Annotated in this window: 15 protein-coding genes; 14 read left to right on the forward strand and 1 reads right to left on the reverse strand. The window is 71.6% G+C overall.

The window, feature by feature from the left end; translation table 11 throughout:
- Nucleotides 1–117: 117 nt before the first annotated feature.
- The 9 genes from ABZ564_RS17490 (at nucleotide 118) to mutM (ending at nucleotide 10,352) form a co-directional block, all read left to right on the forward strand.
- Nucleotides 118–1,752: a DAK2 domain-containing protein gene (locus ABZ564_RS17490; RefSeq protein ID WP_360856634.1), complete on the forward strand. Its 1,635-nt coding sequence runs from the start codon at nucleotides 118–120 to the stop codon at nucleotides 1,750–1,752.
- 64 nt (nucleotides 1,753–1,816) lie between these two features.
- A complete protein-coding gene (locus ABZ564_RS17495; RefSeq protein ID WP_360856636.1) occupies nucleotides 1,817–5,056 on the forward strand; it encodes a helicase-related protein in 3,240 nt (1,079 codons plus the stop codon).
- A gap of 166 nt (nucleotides 5,057–5,222) precedes the next feature.
- The gene (rsmD, locus tag ABZ564_RS17500) at nucleotides 5,223–5,807 is read left to right on the forward strand and encodes a 16S rRNA (guanine(966)-N(2))-methyltransferase RsmD (protein ID WP_360856639.1); all 585 of its coding nucleotides are present in this window, start codon (nucleotides 5,223–5,225) and stop codon (nucleotides 5,805–5,807) included.
- A 26-nt stretch (nucleotides 5,808–5,833) separates the two neighbouring features.
- Nucleotides 5,834–6,313 (forward strand): pantetheine-phosphate adenylyltransferase, encoded by a 480-nt coding sequence (gene coaD / locus ABZ564_RS17505; RefSeq protein ID WP_360856755.1) that lies wholly within the window; start codon nucleotides 5,834–5,836, stop codon nucleotides 6,311–6,313.
- A 110-nt stretch (nucleotides 6,314–6,423) separates the two neighbouring features.
- Nucleotides 6,424–7,590: a cell division initiation protein gene (locus ABZ564_RS17510; RefSeq protein WP_360856642.1), complete on the forward strand. Its 1,167-nt coding sequence runs from the start codon at nucleotides 6,424–6,426 to the stop codon at nucleotides 7,588–7,590.
- 189 nt (nucleotides 7,591–7,779) lie between these two features.
- The gene (locus ABZ564_RS17515; protein WP_360856645.1) at nucleotides 7,780–8,388 is read left to right on the forward strand and encodes a YceD family protein; all 609 of its coding nucleotides are present in this window, start codon (nucleotides 7,780–7,782) and stop codon (nucleotides 8,386–8,388) included.
- Nucleotides 8,389–8,390: 2 nt separating this feature from the next.
- Nucleotides 8,391–8,564, forward strand: a complete 174-nt coding sequence (rpmF, locus tag ABZ564_RS17520) for a 50S ribosomal protein L32 (protein ID WP_003965982.1) — start codon at nucleotides 8,391–8,393, stop codon at nucleotides 8,562–8,564.
- A 19-nt stretch (nucleotides 8,565–8,583) separates the two neighbouring features.
- Nucleotides 8,584–9,408: a ribonuclease III gene (gene rnc, locus ABZ564_RS17525; RefSeq protein ID WP_360856648.1), complete on the forward strand. Its 825-nt coding sequence runs from the start codon at nucleotides 8,584–8,586 to the stop codon at nucleotides 9,406–9,408.
- 86 nt (nucleotides 9,409–9,494) lie between these two features.
- The gene (mutM, locus tag ABZ564_RS17530) at nucleotides 9,495–10,352 is read left to right on the forward strand and encodes a bifunctional DNA-formamidopyrimidine glycosylase/DNA-(apurinic or apyrimidinic site) lyase (RefSeq protein ID WP_360856651.1); all 858 of its coding nucleotides are present in this window, start codon (nucleotides 9,495–9,497) and stop codon (nucleotides 10,350–10,352) included.
- Nucleotides 10,353–10,403: 51 nt separating this feature from the next.
- On the opposite strand, the gene ABZ564_RS17535 is transcribed toward mutM, so the two are convergent.
- The gene (locus tag ABZ564_RS17535) at nucleotides 10,404–11,468 is read right to left on the reverse strand and encodes a CAP domain-containing protein (RefSeq protein ID WP_360856654.1); all 1,065 of its coding nucleotides are present in this window, start codon (nucleotides 11,466–11,468) and stop codon (nucleotides 10,404–10,406) included.
- Between the two features lie 144 nt (nucleotides 11,469–11,612).
- Between ABZ564_RS17535 and ABZ564_RS17540 the strand changes: the two genes are divergently transcribed.
- From ABZ564_RS17540 to ftsY, 5 genes are all read left to right on the forward strand, one after another.
- The gene (locus ABZ564_RS17540; RefSeq protein ID WP_360856657.1) at nucleotides 11,613–11,894 is read left to right on the forward strand and encodes an acylphosphatase; all 282 of its coding nucleotides are present in this window, start codon (nucleotides 11,613–11,615) and stop codon (nucleotides 11,892–11,894) included.
- Between the two features lie 435 nt (nucleotides 11,895–12,329).
- Nucleotides 12,330–12,539, forward strand: a complete 210-nt coding sequence (locus tag ABZ564_RS17545; protein ID WP_018102403.1) for a hypothetical protein — start codon at nucleotides 12,330–12,332, stop codon at nucleotides 12,537–12,539.
- A gap of 347 nt (nucleotides 12,540–12,886) precedes the next feature.
- Nucleotides 12,887–16,564: an AAA family ATPase gene (locus ABZ564_RS17550; protein WP_360856660.1), complete on the forward strand. Its 3,678-nt coding sequence runs from the start codon at nucleotides 12,887–12,889 to the stop codon at nucleotides 16,562–16,564.
- 220 nt (nucleotides 16,565–16,784) lie between these two features.
- Nucleotides 16,785–18,203: a sugar porter family MFS transporter gene (locus ABZ564_RS17555; protein ID WP_360856663.1), complete on the forward strand. Its 1,419-nt coding sequence runs from the start codon at nucleotides 16,785–16,787 to the stop codon at nucleotides 18,201–18,203.
- A gap of 506 nt (nucleotides 18,204–18,709) precedes the next feature.
- On the forward strand, nucleotides 18,710–19,909 hold the full coding sequence (gene ftsY / locus ABZ564_RS17560) for a signal recognition particle-docking protein FtsY (protein ID WP_360856666.1): 1,200 nt from the start codon (nucleotides 18,710–18,712) through the stop codon (nucleotides 19,907–19,909).
- The last annotated feature ends 83 nt before the right edge of the window (nucleotides 19,910–19,992 follow it).

Genomic DNA, 19,992 nt, shown 5'->3' on the forward strand with positions numbered 1-19,992 from the left:
GCACCCCCGACCGGGGCTAGGGTCTGTGCGGCCCGGATCCGCCGGACAGACCCTGACCTGCGGTGCGGCCGGCCGCTCCGTCCCCGTTCCGAGTCCCTGTTCCGAGGAGGACCCGAGGTGCCGCAGACCGCCGACGAACCGGATGCCGTCGCGGTACGGACCTGGTGCACCCTCGCCCTGGACGCGCTCGGCCGGGAGCGGGAGGCGATCGACGCGATCAACGTCTACCCGGTCGCCGACGGGGACACCGGCACCAACCTCTACCTGACCGTGGAATCGGCGGCGGCGGCCGTCGAAGCGGTGTTCGCCGCCCACGAGACCGGCACCTCGGCACCCTCCGCCGCGGACGCCGTACGGGCCATGGCCCACGGTGCCCTCATCGGCGCCCGGGGCAATTCCGGCACCATCCTCGCCCAGCTCCTGCGCGCCATGGCCGGTGTCCTCGCGGAGGGCACCGGCGGCGACCGGATGCGCCTGGCGCTCGACCGGGCCGCGGTCCGGGCCCGCGAAGCGGTCGCCCACCCCGTCGAGGGCACCATCCTCACCGTCGCGGACCGGGCCGCGGCCGCCGCCGGAAGCGCGGCGCCCGGCGCGGACACGGCCGAGGTGGTCCGGGCCGCGTACGAGGGGGCGCGCACCGCCCTGGACGCCACCCCCGGACAGCTCCCCGCCCTCGCCAGGGCCGGGGTCGTCGACGCCGGCGGACGCGGCCTGGTCACCCTGCTCGGAGCCCTGGTCCACGCCGTCTCGGGGCGGGCCCCGGAGCGGCCGTACGAGGCCCCCGCCCCGTTCGTCCCGCCGCCCGCCGACGACGCCCGGTGCCCGGCGGCCGACGGGGCGGGCAGCGGGCCCGCCTTCGAGGTCATCTACTTGCTGGAGGCCGGCGACGAGGCCGTCGCGCGGCTGCGCGCCCGGCTGGACGCGCTCGGCGACTCCCTCGTGGTGGTCGGCGGCGACGGCCTGTGGAACGTCCACGTCCACGTGGACGACGCGGGCGCCGCGGTGGAGGCCGGCGTCGAGGCCGGCCGGCCGTACCGCATCCGGATCACCCACTTCGCCGCCGACCGCTCGCACGCCCGCCCCGAACCCGCCCGCCGCGCGGTCGTCGTGGTCGTCCCGGGGGAGGGGCTGGCCGCCCTGTGCCGGGAAGCCGGCGCGACCACCGTGCTCGCCCGGCCCGGCGAACCACCCGCCAGCGGCGAACTCGTCGACGCGATCCGCCGCGCCCACGCCCGCGAGGTCGTCCTGCTGCCCAACGACGGAGACCTCCGCCACACCGCCGCTGCCGCCGCCGAACAGGCCAGGGCCCAGGGTGTCAGGGTCGCCCTCATCCCGACCCGGGCCGCCGTCCAGGGCATCGCGGCCCTGGCCGTCCACGAGCCGGACCGCAGCTTCGACGAGGACGTGGTCGCCATGACCGCGGCGGCCGGCGCCACCCGCTACGCCGAACTGGCCGTCGCCGAACGGCAGTCCTGGACCACGGCGGGCATCTGCCAGGCCGGCGACATCCTCGGCCTGATCGACGGGGACGTGGCCGTCATCGGCCAGGACGTCCCCGGCACCGCCCGCAAGGTCCTGGACCGGATGCTCGCGGCCGGCGGTGAACTGGTCACCCTCGTCCTCGGCGACGACACCCCGCCCACCCTGGCCGAAACCCTGGAACAACACGTCCGCGAGGGCCACTTGGCGGTGGACACGACGACCTACCGCGGCGGCCATCGGGGCGCGCCGCTGCTGATCGGCGTGGAGTAGGACCAGGCGCACCGACGGGCCCCCGGCGGTGCCCGACGGACAACTGTCACTGCCGTGGTGTGCAATGGATCGCGTGTCTGCGTTCGACGAACCCCTGAAGAAGCTGCTCGGCGGTCCCACCGCGAAGGTGATGGCCGAGCACCTCGACCTGCACACGGTCGGTGATCTCCTGCATCACTACCCGCGCCGGTACGAGGAGCGCGGCCGGCTCACGGCGCTGACCGACCTCCCGCTCGACGAGCACGTCACGGTCGTCGCCCAGGTCGCCGACGCCCGCGTCCTCACGTTCAACGGCGGACGCGGCAAGCGCCTCGAAGTCACCCTCACCGACGGCCACGGCCGGCTCCAGCTGGTCTTCTTCGGCCACGGCGTCCACAAGCCGCACAAGGAGCTGCTGCCCGGCCGGCGCGCCATGTTCGCCGGCAAGGTCTCCGTCTTCAACCGGAAGATGCAGCTCGCCCACCCCACCTACCAGCTGCTCGACGCCGAGGACACCGACGGGGCGAGCGAGGCCGTGGACGCCTTCGCGGGCAGGCTGCTGCCGATCTACCCCGCCTGCAAGCAGCTCGACTCCTGGCGGATCGCCAAGGCGGTCGACACGGTGCTGCCCAGCGCCCGGGAGGCCGTGGACCCGCTGCCCGCCGCCCTGCGCGAGGGCCGAGGCCTCGCTCCGCTGCCCGAGGCGCTCCTGAAGATCCACCGGCCGCAGACCAAGGCCGACGTCGCCGCGGCCAGGGACCGGCTGAAGTGGGACGAGGCGTTCGTCCTCCAGGTCGCCCTGGCCCGCCGCAGGTACGCCGACACCCAGCTCCCGGCCGTCGCCCGCAGGCCCGTACCCGGCGGCCTCCTCGACGCGTTCGACGCGAAGCTGCCGTTCACCCTCACCGACGGCCAGCGGAAGGTCTCCGCGGAGATCTTCGACGCCCTCGCCACCGAGCACCCGATGCACCGCCTCCTCCAGGGCGAGGTCGGTTCGGGAAAGGCGCAGCCCCTCGACTCACTCGTCCTGACGCCTGCGGGCTTCAGGAGGATGGGGGACATCTCCGTGGGAGACCAGGTCGTGCTCCCCAACGGTGAGATCAGCTTCGTCGGAGGTGTCTTCCCCCAGGGCGAGCGGGACGTATGGCGTCTCGTACTGTCCGATGACACCTCCGTGGAGTGTGATGACGAACATCTGTGGATCGTCGGAACCAGCTGCGCTTGGGATCGGGGACAGACCCCCAGGGTCATGACGACCCGCGAGATCCGCGCGGATACGTTCAAGGCCGACGGATCTTCGAAGTGGTACCTCCCGGTGGCCACCCCGGTGGATCTGTCCGATGGCACGGCACCGCCTCTCGACCCCTACCTCTTCGGCTTGCTGCTGGGAGACGGGTCCTTCCGACACAACCTGCGCTTTTCGACGGCCGACGAGGAACTCCTGGCTGCCGTGCGCTCGATTCTGGCTCCGGATTGCGCGGTTGCACCGGTTCCCGGCTCGCGCTGTGACTACACCATCGGGCTGGCAGGCCCCAGGGGTGGCACCCGCCGAAACCCAGTGATCAGCGTGTTGCGTGAGCTCGGTCTCTGGGGACTCACTTCGCACGACAAGTTCCTGCCCCTCGCCTTCAAGAACACATCGGTCAAAAACCGTCTGGCGGTCCTGCAGGGGCTCATGGACACGGACGGGACAGTGGATGCCCAAGGCATGAGCGTGTCGTTCTGTTCGGCCTCCCGGCCGCTGGCGGACGACGTGGCATGGCTGGTCCGCTCGCTGGGGGGAAGGGCTCGAGTCCTGCCGAAGAAGGCCGCATTTAACGTCTCCGTCGCATTGCCCGACGAGTACGTCCCGTTCAGGCTCGACCGGAAGGCGCGTCGCATGCGCCCGAGGCCGAAGTACAACACCTTCCGACGGGGGATCCGTGCGGTCGAGTACGTCGGACGCAAGCCCGTGCAGTGCATCAGTGTCACCGACGCGAGTCATGCGTACGTCACCGATCACTTCACCGTGACTCACAACACCATGGTCGCGTTGCGCGCCATGCTCGCCGTGGTCGACTCCGGCGGCCAGGCCGCCATGCTCGCCCCCACCGAGGTCCTGGCCCAGCAGCACCACCGGTCCATCACCGAGATGATGGGGGAGCTGGCGGAGGGCGGCATGCTGGGGGGCTCCGACCAGGGCACCAAGGTCGTCCTGCTCACCGGGTCCATGGGCACCGCCGCCCGCCGGCAGGCGCTGCTCGACCTGGTCACCGGCGAGGCCGGTCTCGTCATCGGGACGCACGCACTGATCGAGGACAAGGTCACGTTCCACGACCTGGGCCTGGTCGTCGTGGACGAACAGCACCGCTTCGGGGTGGAACAGCGCGACGCCCTCCGCTCCAAGGGCAAGCAACCGCCCCACCTCCTCGTCATGACCGCCACCCCCATTCCCCGTACCGTCGCCATGACCGTCTTCGGGGACCTGGAGACCTCCGTCCTCGACCAGCTCCCGGCCGGCCGCTCGCCCATCGCCAGCCACGTCGTCCCCTCGAAGGACAAGCCGCACTTCCTCAGCCGCGCCTGGGAACGGGTCCGCGAGGAAGTGGAGAACGGCCACCAGGCGTACGTCGTCTGCCCCCGCATCGGGGACGACGAGGACGAGGCCGCCAAAAAGAAGGGGAAGGGCAGGAAGGCTGCCGACGAGGAGGAGGCGGCCGCGGCGGACAAGCGGCCCCCGCTCGCCGTCCTGGAGATCGCCGAGCAGCTCGCCAAGGGCCCGCTGACGGGACTGCGCGTCGAGGTGCTGCACGGCAGGATGCAGCCCGACGACAAGGACGGCGTGATGCGCCGCTTCGCCGCCGGCGACGTCGACGTCCTGGTCGCCACCACCGTCATCGAGGTCGGCGTCAACGTCCCCAACGCCACCGCCATGGTCATCATGGACGCCGACCGCTTCGGCGTCTCCCAGCTGCACCAGCTGCGCGGCCGGGTCGGCCGCGGCTCCGCCCCCGGCCTCTGCCTGCTGGTCACCGAGGCCCACGAGGCGAGCCCGGCCCGCGCCCGCCTCTCCGCCGTCGCCGCCACGCTGGACGGCTTCGAACTGTCCCGGATCGACCTCGAACAGCGCCGCGAGGGCGACGTCCTCGGCCAGGCCCAGTCCGGCGTCCGCTCCTCGCTGCGGGTCCTCAGCGTCATCGACGACGAGGAGGTCATCGCCGCCGCCCGCCAGGAGGCCGTCGCCGTCGTGGCCGCCGACCCCGGCCTGGAACGCCTGCCCGAGCTGCGCACCGCCCTGGACGCCCTGCTCGACAAGGAACGCGAGGAGTACCTGGAGAAGGGGTGAGCGCGGGCGGACCCCCGCCCGCCGCCCCGGCGCACCGGACCCCCGGCCCTCCGGAGCACCGGGCACCGCCCGCCCCGGGGCGCTCCACCCCCGCCGACGCCATATCGTGGGAGGCACGGCGCCCACGGCACCCCGAGCGCCGCCCCGACCCGAGGACCAGTCACCCATGACCCGCGTGATCGCAGGCGTGGCCGGCGGACGCCGCCTGGCCGTCCCGCCCGGCACCGGCACCCGCCCCACATCCGACCGCGCGCGCGAGGGCCTGTTCTCCACCTGGCAGGCGCTCCTGGGAACCCTGGACGGCATCCGGATCGCCGACCTCTACGCCGGCTCCGGCGCCGTCGGCCTCGAAGCGCTCTCCCGGGGCGCCGCCCACGCCCTGCTCGTGGAAGCCGACCCCAAGGCCCTGCGCACCGTCAAGGACAACGCCCGCACCCTAGGCCTGCCCGGCGCCGAGGTCCGAGGCGGCAAAGCCGAACAGATCGTGACGGGTCCGGCACCGGCCGAACCGTACGACGTGGTCTTCCTGGACCCGCCGTACGCCGTCACCGACGACGATCTTGGCGAGATCCTGCTCACACTCCGTGCCCAGGGGTGGCTCACGGGCGACGCGCTCGTCACCGTGGAACGCAGCACCAGAGGCGGAGAATTCAGCTGGCCCAAGGGTTTCGAGCCATTGCGGGCCCGTCGCTACGGCGAGGGGACGCTTTGGTACGGTCGCGCCGCCGCTACGTGCGAAGACGCACGATGACCGGACCGGAGAGCGAGGGAATCAAGTTGCGCCGCGCCGTATGCCCGGGGTCGTTCGACCCCATCACCAACGGACATCTCGACATCATCGGCCGTGCCTCGAAGCTGTACGACGTCGTACATGTCGCGGTGATGATCAACCAGTCCAAGAAGGGCCTGTTCACGGTCGACGAGCGGATCGACCTCATCCGCCAGGTCACCGCGGAGTTCGGCAACGTCCAGGTCGAGTCGTTCCACGGCCTGCTGGTCGACTTCTGCAAGCAGCGCGACATCCCGGCGATCGTGAAGGGCCTGCGGGCCGTCAGCGACTTCGACTACGAACTCCAGATGGCCCAGATGAACAACGGGCTCTCCGGCGTCGAGACGCTCTTCGTGCCGACCAACCCCACCTACAGCTTCCTGTCCTCCTCGCTGGTCAAGGAGGTCGCCACCTGGGGCGGCGACGTCTCCCACCTGCTGCCGCCGGTGGTCCAGGAGGCCCTGGCCGAACGCCTCGCCCGGAGCTGAGCCACTGACAGCGCGTCAGCCGTACCCACCGCAGGTGTCGGGCGGGCGCCGACTGGCCGTACAGTCGTCCCGTCCGTCTCCAACCGGCAGTAGAGAGTGGCGAGCACACGGTGGACGTGCAGAAGAAGCTCGACGAGATCGTCGAGACGGTCGGGAACGCCCGGTCCATGCCCATGTCGGCGTCCTGCGTGGTCAACCGCGCCGAACTGCTCGCGATGCTCGAAGAGGTGCGCGACGCCCTGCCCGGCTCGCTCGCCCAGGCCGCGGAGGTCATCGGCGGCCACGAACAGCTCGTCGAGCAGGCCCGCCAGGAGGCCGGCCGCATCATCGAGAACGCCCACGCCGAGCGGACCGCCCTGATCTCCGACACCGAGATCGCCCGGCGCTCCCGGGCCGAGGCCGACCGAATCCTCGCCGAGGCCCGCAAGGAGGCCGACGAGGTCCGCGCCGAGGCCGACGAGTACGTCGACAGCAAGCTCGCCAACTTCGAGGTCGTCCTCACCAAGACCATCGGTTCCGTCGACCGGGGCCGCGAGAAGCTCCTCGGCCGCGGCCAGGGCTTCGACGAGCAGGGCTACGAGGACCCGGACTTCGCCGAGGCCCCCGAGCGCAGCACCGACCCGGACACCCTCCGGAGCCGCGCCGACGCGTACGTGGACACCAAGCTCGGCGCCTTCGAGGCGGTGCTCGCCAAGACCCTGGAGGCGGTCGGCCGGGGCCGGCAGAAGCTGCACGGCCGGGTCGCCACCGACGAGCTCGGCGCGCACATCGCCGCCCAGGACGCGGCCGGCGATCAGGGGCACACCAGCGACGAGGACCACTGGGCCGGACTGGCCGAGGTGGCCGCCCCGCAGCCGCTCCGGATGCCGCACCAGGCCGAACCGCAGTACGCCCGGCCGGAACCGCAGTACGCCCAGGGCTACGGCTACCAGGAGCAGCCGCAGCAGGACGCCTCCTACCAGGACCGGCAGGCCCAGCAGGACGTCTACGGCTACCAGCAGCCCGACCCGTACGCGGCCTACCAGCAGCAGGGCTACGACCAGGGCGGGGCGCGCGCCGCGATGCCCGCGCAGGGCGGCTACGACGCGGCGGGAGCCGACTCCGGCTCGGCCACGGCGGCGACGCCCGCGCAGGGCGGCTACGACGCCTGGCAGCAGCCGGTCCAGTCCCAGCAGCCCCTCCAGCAGTCCGGCGAGGGCGCCTTGGACGAGACCAGCCTGTTCGACACCAGCATGATCGACCTGGACCAGCTCCGCCGTTACGAACAGGAACGCTGACCGCCGCAGGGCCCGGATTGGGAGCTGGGCGGTGTGTCCAGTATCCTGGCTGTTCGGTCGCGCGTATGTCCGCGATCTCGGCTGCCCGCTTCGATTCCGGACCGGTCGGCCCCTCCCACCACGCGTGACGCGTTCGATCCGAAAGCAGGAGAAGCCCTGAACGGCCACCTCGACCACCGAAACCCCCTCGTGTTCGACACGCACGAGCTGGGGCGGCGTCCGGGTGCCATGAAGCGGCTGACCCGCACGGCGGACGCCCCCGCCGATCTCGGTATCGGCGACGTCATCGGAGTGCCCGAGGGCGCTCCGGTGAAACTGGACCTCCGCCTCGAATCCGTCATGGAGGGCGTGCTCGTCACCGGGACCGCCCGTGCGACGGTCGAGGGGGAGTGCGTAAGGTGTCTGGAGCCGCTGAGCCGCGAGGTCGAGGCGGACTTCCAGGAGATGTTCTCGTACCCTGACGCCGACGACCGGAACCACGGCAAGCCCGCGGACCCGGTCGACGACGCCGAGGACGACGAGGACAGGCTTTTCCTCGAGGACGGCTTGTTCGACCTCGAGCCGGTGCTGCGTGATGCGGTGGTGCTCGCACTGCCGATGCAGCCGGTGTGCAAGGAATCCTGTGCCGGTCTGTGCTCCGAGTGCGGAGTCAGGCTGGACGAGAATCCCGGCCACCACCACGATGCCGTCGACGCTCGTTGGGCGGCACTGCAAGGACTCGCCGAGACCGTTCAGGACGGCGAGAAGGACAACATGGGCGGCGCCGCACCCGGCGTCGACAAGAAGCAGGAGAAGTAGCCGTGGCTGTTCCGAAGCGGAAGATGTCGCGCAGCAACACGCGCCACCGCCGGTCGCAGTGGAAGGCTGCGGTCCCCACCCTGGTTTCGTGCGAGCGCTGCCAGGAGCCGAAGCTGCAGCACATCGCGTGCCCCAGCTGCGGCACGTACAACAAGCGCCAGGTCCTCGAGGTCTGAGCGGCTGGTGAGAGGCCCGATGTCTGAGTTGTCCCACGCCAAGAAGCAGGCAGACAACGTCAACACAGCCTCGTCCCACACGCTTCTGGAAGGGCGGCTCGGGTACCGACTCGAGTCCGCCCTTCTGGTGCGTGCGCTGACCCACCGTTCGTACGCGTACGAGAACGGCGGTCTGCCCACCAACGAGCGGCTGGAGTTCCTCGGGGACTCCGTGCTCGGTCTGGTGGTCACGGACACGCTGTACCGCACCCACCCCGACCTGCCCGAAGGCCAGCTGGCCAAGTTGCGGGCCGCGGTGGTCAACTCGCGGGCGCTTGCGGAAGTGGGCCGCGGCCTCGAACTCGGCTCCTTCATCCGGCTCGGCCGCGGTGAAGAGGGCACGGGTGGCCGGGACAAGGCCTCCATCCTCGCCGACACCCTGGAAGCGGTGATCGGCGCGGTCTATCTCGATCAGGGCCTCGACGCGGCATCGGAGCTGGTCCACCGGCTCTTCGACCCGCTGATCGACAGGTCCTCGAACCTCGGCGCCGGCCTGGACTGGAAGACCAGCCTCCAGGAGCTCACCGCGAGCGAGAGCCTCGGAGTCCCCGAGTACCTCGTCACGGAGACCGGCCCGGACCACGAGAAGACCTTTACTGCTGCCGCTCGCGTCGGTGGTGTCTCGTACGGCACCGGCACCGGCCGTAGCAAGAAGGAAGCGGAGCAACAGGCGGCCGAGTCCGCCTGGCGCGAGATCAGCGCCGCCGCGGAGGCGCGGGAGGCCGCGGCGAAGGCCGCGGCCGGCGGAGGGGTCGCCGACACCCCTGCCGACCCGTCGCCGTCCACGGACGTCGCTCCGGCCTGACCTGCGAGAACCCCCCGGTGCCGCCGTGCGCCGGGGGGTTCTCCCTGTCCGCGTACCCCAGTCGTGTTTCCCCCAGGAGCCGTCCCGTGCCCGAACTGCCCGAGGTCGAAGTCGTCCGCCGAGGACTGGAGCGCTGGGTCGCCGGGCGGACCGTCGGGGAGGTCGAGGTCCTGCACCCGCGCGCGGTCCGCCGCCATCTCGCGGGCGGCGTGGACTTCGCGGCCCGGCTCACGGGAACGCGGTTCGGGGCCGCGATGCGACGGGGCAAGTACCTGTGGGTGCCGCTCGACGAGTCGGCCGGCTCGCTCCTCGGTCACCTCGGCATGAGCGGCCAGCTCCTCGTCCAGCCCGAGGGGGCGCCCGACGAGAAGCACCTGCGGGTCAGGATCGGGTTCGCCGACTCGGTCGGCACCGAACTGCGCTTCGTGGACCAGCGCACCTTCGGCGGGCTCTCGCTCCACGAGAACACCCCCGACGGACTGCCCGACGTCATCGCGCACATCGCCCGAGACCCCCTGGACCCGGCCTTCGACGACGCCGCCTTCCACACGGCGCTGCGATTGCGCCGCACCACGGTCAAGCGCGCCCTGCTCGACCAGTCGCTGATCAGCGGGGTCGGCAACATCTACGCGGACGAGGCGCTCTGGCGCGCCCGGCTGCACTACGACCGGCCGACCGCGACGCTCACCCGCCCCCGGTCCGCCGAACTGCTCGGCCACGTCCGCGACGTGATGAACGCGGCGCTGGCCCAGGGCGGCACGAGCTTCGACAGCCTCTATGTCAACGTGAACGGCGAATCGGGCTACTTCGACCGGTCGCTCGACGCCTACGGCCGCGAGGGCGAGCCCTGCCACCGCTGCGGTACGGCGATGGCGCGGCGCCCCTGGATGAACCGGTCCAGCTACTACTGCCCGCGCTGCCAGCGCCCGCCGCGCATCGCCTGAGGGCCCGTCCGCCGGACAGGCCCTCAGGTTGCGCCCCTCGTGGAGCGCGGGTCAGAAGCCGAAGTCCTGGGTCCACCAGGGGCCGCCGGCCCCGACGTGGACGCCGACGCCGAGCGTCTTGTAATCGCAATTGAGAATGTTTGCCCGGTGGCCCTCGCTGTTCATCCAGGCGTCCATCACGGCCTGTGCGTCGGCCTGGCCGCGGGCGATGTTCTCGCCGCCCAGCCCCGCGACACCGGCCGCGTCCGCCCGGTCCCAGGGGCTCTTGCCGTCGGGGTCGGTGTGGCCGAAGAAGCCGCGAGCCGCCATGTCGTCGCTGAAGTTCTGGGCGAGCGAGGCCAGCGACGCGCTCGCCGTGACCGGGCTGCAGCCGACCTTGGCGCGCTCCTCGTTGACGAGGGCCAGCACGGCCGCCTGGGCCGAGGCGGCCGTGGCGGTCGGGGTGCCGCTCTTCGACGCGGCCGGCGCGGAGGACGAGGACTTCGGGGTGGCCGGCGCCGAGGACGAGGTCTTCGGGGCGGTCGGCGCGGAGCTTCTGGCGGCCTTGGTGAGCGGGGCCTTCAACGCGGAGGAGGAGGGCGCGGCCGTCTCCTTCTTCCGGGCCGGAGCCTTCTTCCCGGCGGCGGACTTCTCTCCGGCCGGGGACTTGGACGGCGTCACCGTCTTCGACGGCGAGGCCGAAGCGGAGGCCGAGTGCGAGGCGGAGGGTGAGTGCGAGGCGGAGGGTGAGGACGACTTCGAGGGGTCTGACGTGGTGGAACGCGACTTCTCGGGCCCGGCGGCGCGGTCGGCGCCCCGGCTCACCGGCGCCGAAGCGGAGGAACGGTCGGCGGGCGAGGTGGTCGAGCCGCCCTGGGTGAGCAGGTCCGGGACGGCCTGGGAGCGCACCTGGTCGGCGGCCGGACCGCCGCCCACGGTGGAGCTGTCGCCGCCGGGCAGCAGACCCGAGGCCACGGCGACGGCACCGACGGCCATGGCCGCCGAGACGCCTATCAGTCCGGTGCGCAGGGGGATCGCCGACCGCTTCCTGCGGCCCGCCCCCCGCTGTCGGCCCGCGGCCCCGTCCGCCTGTTCTTCGGCGGCGGGCGCTGCGGCGCCGCGTCGATGGCGTCCCATCTGCTGTGCCCTTCTGACGACCTGGACGCCGTTTTCGACGCCACCATGCCCACCCGAACGAGTGAAGCTTTTGCGAGGGGACTGTACGCCATGGCGATTCGCCGAGAAGTGCTCCGCAGGCAATTGACCGGTTAGCGTTCGGGCATGAGCGAAGATGTACGACTCACCGCTTGGGTACGCGGTCGAGTACAGCAAGTAGGGTTCCGCTGGTTCACCAGGGCAAACGCTTTGGAGATCGGGGGCCTCACCGGTTTCGCCCTCAATCTCGACGACGGCAGGGTGCAGGTCGTGGCCGAGGGACGGCGTGAGAATTGCCACCGTCTTCTGGACTGGCTCCGGTCGGACGGCACACCCGGCCGTGTCGACGGCGTCACTGAGATATGGGACACGCCGCGCGGTGGATACGAGGGATTCGCGATCCGCTGAGACCACTCGTGAACGGATCCTCGAAGGGGCCGTGTTCGGATTGTGTTCGATGTGCGGCGCGGGGTGACCGGGAATGCCCCCGCCGCGCGTACACATGAAATGACCTGCGGAATGTCCTGATGGTTGCCAAGATTCGGTTGGCGTGCGAGGCTGCCGCCCTGAGGATGATCTCCGTACCCCTGAGGGTCCCGTAGGAGAGTCGCGCCGCATGATCGTCCTGCCGCGCGCCCCGGGACACCCGCGTCTGTGGGGTGTGATCGTGTTGACCGTCAAACTTTTTGGTGAGACGCTGAAATCCCCGCGCACCTTAGCTGTTCGGCAGAGCTGGTAGGCAGCAGGACAGCAGTGACACAGAGCACTGCCGAGCACCGCGGGTGCGATCCCTCACGACCCACACCGCATCGGTCGGTCACTCATTGTGGAGGACCATCCATCATGGCAAAGGCGCTTCTCGGTTACGTCGGCGGTTCCGACCCGCGACTCCTCGCCGAGATGCGACGGCTCCAGCAGCGCGTCCAGGACCTCGAATCCGAGCTTGTACGGATTCAGGAGGAGAACGACGCGCTCAACGCCGCCGCCCAGCACCAGTCGCTGCTCGACAGCATCGACATCGACGTACCCCAGGCGGAGCCGGCGCTGACCTGACCCGACCCCGAGGCCCTCAGGGGCCGGTCGGGCCCCACGCGCCAATCGCCCGGGCATATCGCCGGACCACCACCGGATCATTGAGGATCGATACCGCAGGCCGGACTGTTGCCGGATTGCGCTGATCCGCTTCTCCTCCGCCTTGTCATTGATCCGGATAACGCACGGCTCAGGCACATGTACGACGACGCCTGATCCGCAGAATTACAGGGACGCTTCGGCGTCCCTTCTTTCTTTTCCCCCGCCTCGCGCAGGTCCCGCCCCGGATGTACACCTCTTCCCTTACCGTCTGATGTGCCCTGCACCTTCATCAGCGAAACCGAGAGCGAAAGGTAGAGTCCGGCGGCGTGCACCTCAAGGCCCTGACCCTGCGCGGTTTCAAGTCGTTCGCCTCCGCCACGACCCTGCGGTTCGAACCCGGTATCACCTGCGTCGTCGGGCCCAACGGGTCGGGCAAGTCCAATGTGGTGGACGCGCTCTCCTGGGTCATGGGGGAACAGGGCGCGAAATCCCTGCGCGGCGGCAAGATGGAGGACGTGATCTTCGCCGGGACCACCGGCCGGCCGCCACTGGGCCGGGCCGAGGTCTCGCTGACCATCGACAATTCCGACGGTGCCCTGCCCATCGAGTACGCCGAAGTCACGATCACGCGGATCATGTTCCGCAACGGCGGCAGCGAATACCAGATCAACGGCGACACCTGCCGGCTGCTCGACATCCAGGAACTCCTCTCCGACTCCGGCATCGGCCGCGAGATGCACGTCATCGTCGGCCAGGGCCAGCTGGACTCCGTCCTGCACGCCGACCCGATGGGGCGCCGCGCCTTCATCGAGGAGGCGGCCGGCGTCCTCAAGCACCGCAAGCGCAAGGAGAAGGCGCTGCGGAAGCTGGATGCGATGGGGGCGAACCTCGCCAGGGTCCAGGACCTCACCGGCGAACTGCGGCGCCAGCTGAAACCGCTCGGGCGGCAGGCGGCCGTGGCCCGCCGAGCCGCCGTCATCCAGGCCGATCTGCGCGACGCCCGGCTGCGACTCCTCGCCGACGACCTCGTGACCCTGCGCACCGCCCTGCGCAGCGAGATCGCCGACGAGGCCGCGCTCAGACAGCGCCGTGAGGCGGCCGAGGCGGAACTCAAGGCCGCCCTCACCCGCGAGGCCGAACTGGAGGACGAGGTGCGGCGGCTGACGCCCCGCCTCCAGCGCGCCCAGCAGACCTGGTACGAGCTGTCGCAGCTGGCCGAACGGGTACGGGGCACGATCTCGCTGGCCGACGCCCGGGTGAAGAGCGCCACCGCGCCGCCCGAGGAGGAGCGCCGGGGCCGCGACCCCGAGGACATGGAGCGCGAGGCCGCCCGTATCCGCGAACAGGAGGCCGAGCTGACCGCGGCCCTGGAGGCCGCGGAGCACGCGCTCGACGACACCGCGTCCCACCGCCACGAGCTGGAGCGGGAGTTGGCGGCCGAGGAGCGCAGGCTCAAGGACGCCGCCCGCGCCCTGGCCGACCGCCGCGAAGGGCTCGCCCGGCTGCACGGCCAGGTCAACGCCGCCCGCAGCCGCGCCGGTTCGGCCCAGGCGGAGATCGACCGGCTGTCCGCCTCGCGCGACGAGGCGCGGGAGCGGGCCGTCGCGGCCCAGGAGGAGTACGAGCAGCTGAAGGCCGAGGTCGACGGTCTGGACGCCGGCGACACGGAACTCGGCGAACGCCACGACGCCGCCCGGCGCGAGCTGAAGGAGGCCGAGGCCGCGCTCTCCCGGGCCCGCGAGGAGGCCACCGCCGCCGAGCGGCAGCGCGCCGCCGTCGCGGCCCGGCACGACGCGCTGGCCCTCGGGCTGCGTCGTAAGGACGGTACGGGGGCGCTGCTCGGGGCCGGCGACCGGCTCACCGGCCTGCTCGGCCCCGCCGCCGAACTGCTGACGGTGGCCCCGGGCCACGAGGTCGCGGTGGCGGCGGCACTGGGCGCGGCGGCGGACGCGGTCGCGGTGACGGACCCGGCCGCGGCGGCGGAGGCGATCCGGCTGCTGCGCAAACAGGACGCGGGCCGGGCGGCCCTGCTTCTGGGCGGGGTGGCGTCGGAGCCCGTACGGCGGGCGGGGGCACCGGCCGCCGGGCCCGTCCCCTCGTCGGGGGCACCGGCCGCCGGTCCCGTCGACGAGGTGCCGGAGACCGTACCCGCCGCGCAGGCGCCCGCCCCCGCCATGGAACCGCGAACAACCGGCGGCCCCGCCGTCGCCGATCTCGTCAGCGGCCCCGTCGAACTGGTGGCCGCCGTCCGCAGGCTGGTGCGGGGCATGGTGGTCGTCGCGACTCTGGAGGACGCCGAGGACCTGGTGGCCGCGCATCCGGAGCTGACCGCGGTGACCGGCGAGGGCGATCTGCTCTCCGCCCACTTCGCACACGGCGGCTCCGCCGGCGCGCCCAGCCTGCTCGAAGTGCAGGCGTCCGTGGACGAGGCGGCCGCCGAGCTCGCCGGGCTCGCCGTGCGGTGCACCGAACTGGCCGAGGCGCAGCGGCTCGCGGCCGAGCGGCGGACCGCTTCGGCGGCGCTCGTCGAGGAGCTGGGGGAGCGGCGCCGGGCCGTCGAGCGGGAGCGGTCCGGGGTGGCCCAGCAGCTCGGACGCCTGGCCGGCCAGGCACGGGGCGCCGCCGGTGAGGCCGAGCGCATGGACGCCTCGGCCGCCCGGGCCCAGGAGGCGTGGGAGCGGGCCACCCAGGAGGCGGAGGAGCTGGCCGAGCGGCTGCTCGTCGCCGAGGAAGCGGCCGGGGACGGTACCGACGACGAGCCGGACACCGCCGTGCGCGACCGGCTCGCGGCCGACGGTGCCAACGCCCGCCAGACCGAGATGGAGGCCCGCCTCCAGGTCCGTACGCACGAGGAACGCGTCAAGGCGCTCGCCGGGCGCGCCGACTCGCTGGACCGGGCCGCGCGTGCCGAGCGCGAGGCGCGGGCCCGGGCCGAGCGGCGGCGCGCCCGGCTGCGCCACGAGGCGGAGGTGGCCGCGGCCGTGGCCTCGGGCGGCCGGCAACTGCTGTCCCACGTCGAGGTGTCCGTCGTACGGGCGGAGCGGGAGCGGGCGGCGGCCGAGGCGTCGAAGGGCGAGCGGGAGCGGGAGCTGGCGGCCGAGCGGCTGCGGGGCCGTGACCTCAAGGGGGAGCTGGACAAGCTGACGGACTCGGTGCACCGGGGCGAGGTGCTGGGTGCCGAGAAGCGGCTGCGGATGGAGCAGCTGGAGACGAAGGCGCTGGAGGAACTGGGCGTCGAGCCGGCCGGGCTGGTGGCGGAGTACGGCCCCGGCCAGCCGGTGCCGCCGTCCCCGCCCGCCGAGGGCGAGGAGCTGCCGGAGGACCCGGAGCACCCGCGTAACCTGCCGAGACCGTTCGTCAGGGCCGAGCAGGAGAAGCGGCTCAGGTCGGCCGAACGGGCGTATCAGCAACTCGGGAAGGTGAATCCACTCGCCCTTGAGGAGTTCTCCGCGCTGGAGGAGAGGCACAAGTTCCTCTCCGAGCAGCTGGAGGACCTGAAGAAGACCCGGGCCGATCTGCTGCAGGTCGTCAAGGAGGTCGACGAGCGGGTCGAGCAGGTCTTCACCGAGGCGTACCGGGACACCGCGCGCGAGTTCGAGGGCGTCTTCTCGCGCCTCTTCCCGGGCGGTGAGGGGCGGCTGATCCTGACCGATCCCGACAACATGCTCACCACCGGCGTGGACGTCGAGGCCCGGCCGCCGGGCAAGAAGGTCAAGCGGCTCTCCCTGCTGTCGGGCGGGGAAAGGTCCCTGACGGCGGTGGCGTTGCTGGTCTCGATCTTCAAGGCGAGGCCGAGCCCGTTCTATGTGATGGACGAGGTCGAGGCGGCGCTCGACGACACCAACCTCCAGCGGCTGATCCGGATCATGGAGGAGCTCCAGGAGAGCTCGCAGCTCATCGTGATCACGCACCAGAAGCGGACGATGGAGGTCGCCGACGCGCTGTACGGCGTCTCCATGCAGGGCGACGGCGTCTCGAAGGTCATCAGCCAGCGCCTTCGCTGAGTCTTTACCCAATCTTCAGGAGTTCAACGTGCCTTTTTGGGTACGTGTGGGTGGATCTCAGCTCCGACTACGACCCAGCCAGGTATTGACTTCAAAACTTGAACACATAGTCTCTGCATCGTCGTTTTTGCCTTCAAGTGGTGTCTAAGTAGAAGTTGTGTACCACTGGGAGGAGCTCACCCCCCACGCCTGTCATTGCGGCCAGGCATCAGGAGTTCATGTGACCAGCACATCGCAGGGGCCGGAGTCCGGGGCCCGCGCGGCCCACCCGGACCACCTCGGCCATGTCATCTTCATCACCGCCGCGGCCGCGATGGGTGGCTTCCTGTTCGGCTACGACAGCTCCGTGATCAACGGCGCCGTCGAGGCGATCCGCCACCGTTACGACATCGGCTCCGGCACGCTCGCCCAGGTCATCGCCATCGCGCTGATCGGCTGCGCGATCGGCGCCGCCACGGCCGGCCGGATCGCCGACCGCATCGGGCGCATCCGCTGCATGCAGATCGCCGCCGTCCTGTTCACCATCAGCGCCGTGGGTTCCGCGCTCCCGTTCGCGCTCTGGGACCTGGCGATGTGGCGCATCATCGGCGGCTTCGCGATCGGCATGGCCTCGGTGATCGGCCCCGCCTACATCGCCGAGGTCTCGCCCCCCGCCTACCGCGGCCGGCTCGGCTCCTTCCAGCAGGCCGCGATCGTCATCGGCATCGCCATCTCCCAGCTCGTCAACTACGGCATCCTGCAGATCGCCGACGGTGACCAGCGCGGCAAGATCGGCGGGCTCGAGGCCTGGCAGTGGATGCTCGGCGTGATGGTCGTGCCCGCGGTCCTCTACGGTCTGCTCTCGTTCGCCATCCCCGAGTCGCCGCGCTTCCTGATCTCCGTCGGCAAGCGGGACCGGGCCCGGCAGATCCTGGAAGAGGTCGAGGGCAAGGGCGTCGACCTCGACATGCGGGTCGAGGAGATCGAGACCGCGATGCGCCGGGAGCACAAGTCCAGTTTCAAGGACCTGCTCGGAAGCCGCTTCGGCTTCCTGCCCATCGTCTGGGTCGGCATCGGCCTCTCGGTGTTCCAGCAGCTCGTCGGCATCAACGTGGCGTTCTACTACTCGTCGACGCTGTGGCAGTCCGTCGGCATCGACCCGACCGACTCGTTCTTCTACTCGTTCACCACCTCGATCATCAACATCATCGGTACCGTCATCGCGATGATCCTGGTGGACCGGGTCGGCCGCCGTCCGCTGGCCCTCGTCGGCTCGTGCGGCATGGCCATCGCCCTCGCCTTCGAGGCCTGGGCCTTCTCCGCCGACCTGATCGACGGCAAGCTCCCGACCACCCAGGGGGCGGTCGCCCTCGTCGCCGCCCACGTCTTCGTGCTCTTCTTCGCCCTGTCGTGGGGTGTCGTGGTCTGGGTCTTCCTCGGCGAGATGTTCCCCAACCGCATCCGCGCCGCCGCGCTCGGCGTCGCCGCCTCGGCGCAGTGGATCGCCAACTGGGCGATCACCGCGAGCTTCCCGAGCCTCGCCGACTGGAACCTGTCCGGCACGTACATCATCTACGCCTGCTTCGCCACGCTCTCGATCCCCTTCGTCATCAAGTTCGTGAAGGAGACCAAGGGCAAGGCGCTGGAGGAGATGGGCTAACTCCCCGCTGCCCCCTCCTCGAAACCGTACGGCCCCGTTCGCACCACGCGAGCGGGGCCGTACGCGGCTCAGCCGCCGTCCGCCGCGTGGAACGGCCGAGGATCGCGCCCCTCGCCCCCCGGCGTCCCGCCGCACGGCGGACGCGGGCGATCCGGCTCGCCGCCGGGGCCCGGCCGACGAGGCGTCGGAAGTGCAGGGGCGCGGCCGGACGGCCCGGGCGCGGCACTGCCGCGTTCATCGTCTCCCGGCCCCACCGCGCCACCCGGATCAGCGACCCGGGCGCCAGATCGCCCCGGTGGCCGGAAACCGCCCGGTGCAGCGCCATGCCGGGGGCGCCGCCGCGCTCCTCGTCCGGCACGGGTTCCTGGCCGCGGGTCTCCGCCGCCAGGAACATACCTTTCCGGCATACCAGGCGTAACGAATCGGCCCCGGCGTACGCCTCCGGTCCTGCGTCGGGCCCGTCCCTTCCCCGATTGCCGGCCCGGGTGACTGATACTGGGTGGGTTATGGAATTCGTCATCCTTGCTGTAGTCATCGCCCTGGTCGCGGTCGGCGTGATCAGCGGGCTCGTGGTCAGCAGCCGCAAGAAGAAGCAGCTGCCCCCGGCGCCGTCGAGCACGCCGACCATCACACCTCCCGCCGAGCCCCATGTCGGCGAGGAGGCCGAAAAGCCGCGCGAGGAATCGCGCCGCACCGTCGAGGACGTCGCGGCCCCGCCCGCCGAGGCCCTCCCGGAGACCGCGGAGCCGGAGGCGCCCGCCGCCCCCGCGCTCGACGTCCCCGAGCCCACCGCCGGCCGGCTCGTCCGGCTGCGGGCCCGCCTCGCCCGCTCGCAGAACACCCTCGGCAAGGGGCTGCTCGCGCTCCTGTCCCGGGACAACCTCGACGAGGACACCTGGGAGGAGATCGAGGACACGCTCCTCACCGCCGACGTCGGCGTCGCCCCCACCCAGGAACTGGTCGAACGCCTCCGCGAGCGCGTCCGGGTGCTCGGCACCCGCAGCCCCGAGGAGCTGCGCACCCTGCTGCGCGAGGAGCTGCTCGCCCAGCTCGGCCCCGAATTCGACCGGGCCGTGAAGACGGAGGGCGGTCTCGAGACCCCCGGCGTCGTGATGGTCGTCGGCGTCAACGGCACCGGCAAGACCACCACCACCGGCAAGCTGGCCCGGGTGCTCGTGGCCGACGGCCGCAGCGTCGTGCTCGGCGCGGCCGACACCTTCCGCGCCGCCGCCGCCGACCAGCTCCAGACCTGGGGCGAGCGGGTCGGTGCCCGTACCGTGCGCGGCCCCGAGGGCGGCGACCCGGCCTCCATCGCCTTCGACGCCGTCAAGGAGGGCATCGCCGAGGGCGCCGACGTGGTGCTCATCGACACCGCCGGCCGGCTGCACACCAAGACCGGCCTGATGGACGAGCTCGGCAAGGTCAAGCGGGTCGTCGAGAAGCACGGCCCGCTCGACGAGGTGCTGCTCGTCCTCGACGCCACCACCGGGCAGAACGGCCTGGTGCAGGCGCGGGTCTTCGCCGAGGTCGTCGACATCACCGGCATCGTCCTCACCAAGCTCGACGGCACCGCCAAGGGCGGCATCGTCATCGCCGTCCAGCGCGAGCTGGGCGTGCCGGTCAAGCTCGTCGGACTCGGCGAGGGTCCCGACGACCTGGCCCCGTTCGAGCCGGAGGCGTTCGTCGACGCGCTGATCGGGGACTGACCCGGCCGGGGCAGGACAGCCGGAAGCCCGGCCGCGCGATCGACGCGGCCGGGCTTCCGGCTTGTCCGGACGGCCCGCCGCTC

It is taken from the genome of Streptomyces sp. NPDC019224 (assembly GCF_040632605.1).
GTDB lineage: Bacteria > Actinomycetota > Actinomycetes > Streptomycetales > Streptomycetaceae > Streptomyces.

What these genes read in the sequence shown, in the direction of transcription:
- rnc (WP_360856648.1), top strand. Translation starts at nt 8,584, where the DNA reads ATGTCTGAGTTGTCCCACGCCAAGAAGCAGGCAGACAACGTCAACACA.
- ABZ564_RS17495 (WP_360856636.1), top strand. Translation starts at nt 1,817, where the DNA reads ATGGATCGCGTGTCTGCGTTCGACGAACCCCTGAAGAAGCTGCTCGGC.
- rsmD (WP_360856639.1), top strand. Translation starts at nt 5,223, where the DNA reads ATGACCCGCGTGATCGCAGGCGTGGCCGGCGGACGCCGCCTGGCCGTC.
- ABZ564_RS17545 (WP_018102403.1), top strand. Translation starts at nt 12,330, where the DNA reads ATGGCAAAGGCGCTTCTCGGTTACGTCGGCGGTTCCGACCCGCGACTC.
- ABZ564_RS17540 (WP_360856657.1), top strand. Translation starts at nt 11,613, where the DNA reads ATGAGCGAAGATGTACGACTCACCGCTTGGGTACGCGGTCGAGTACAG.
- ABZ564_RS17535 (WP_360856654.1), bottom strand. Translation starts at nt 11,468, where the DNA reads ATGGGACGCCATCGACGCGGCGCCGCAGCGCCCGCCGCCGAAGAACAG.
- ftsY (WP_360856666.1), top strand. Translation starts at nt 18,710, where the DNA reads ATGGAATTCGTCATCCTTGCTGTAGTCATCGCCCTGGTCGCGGTCGGC.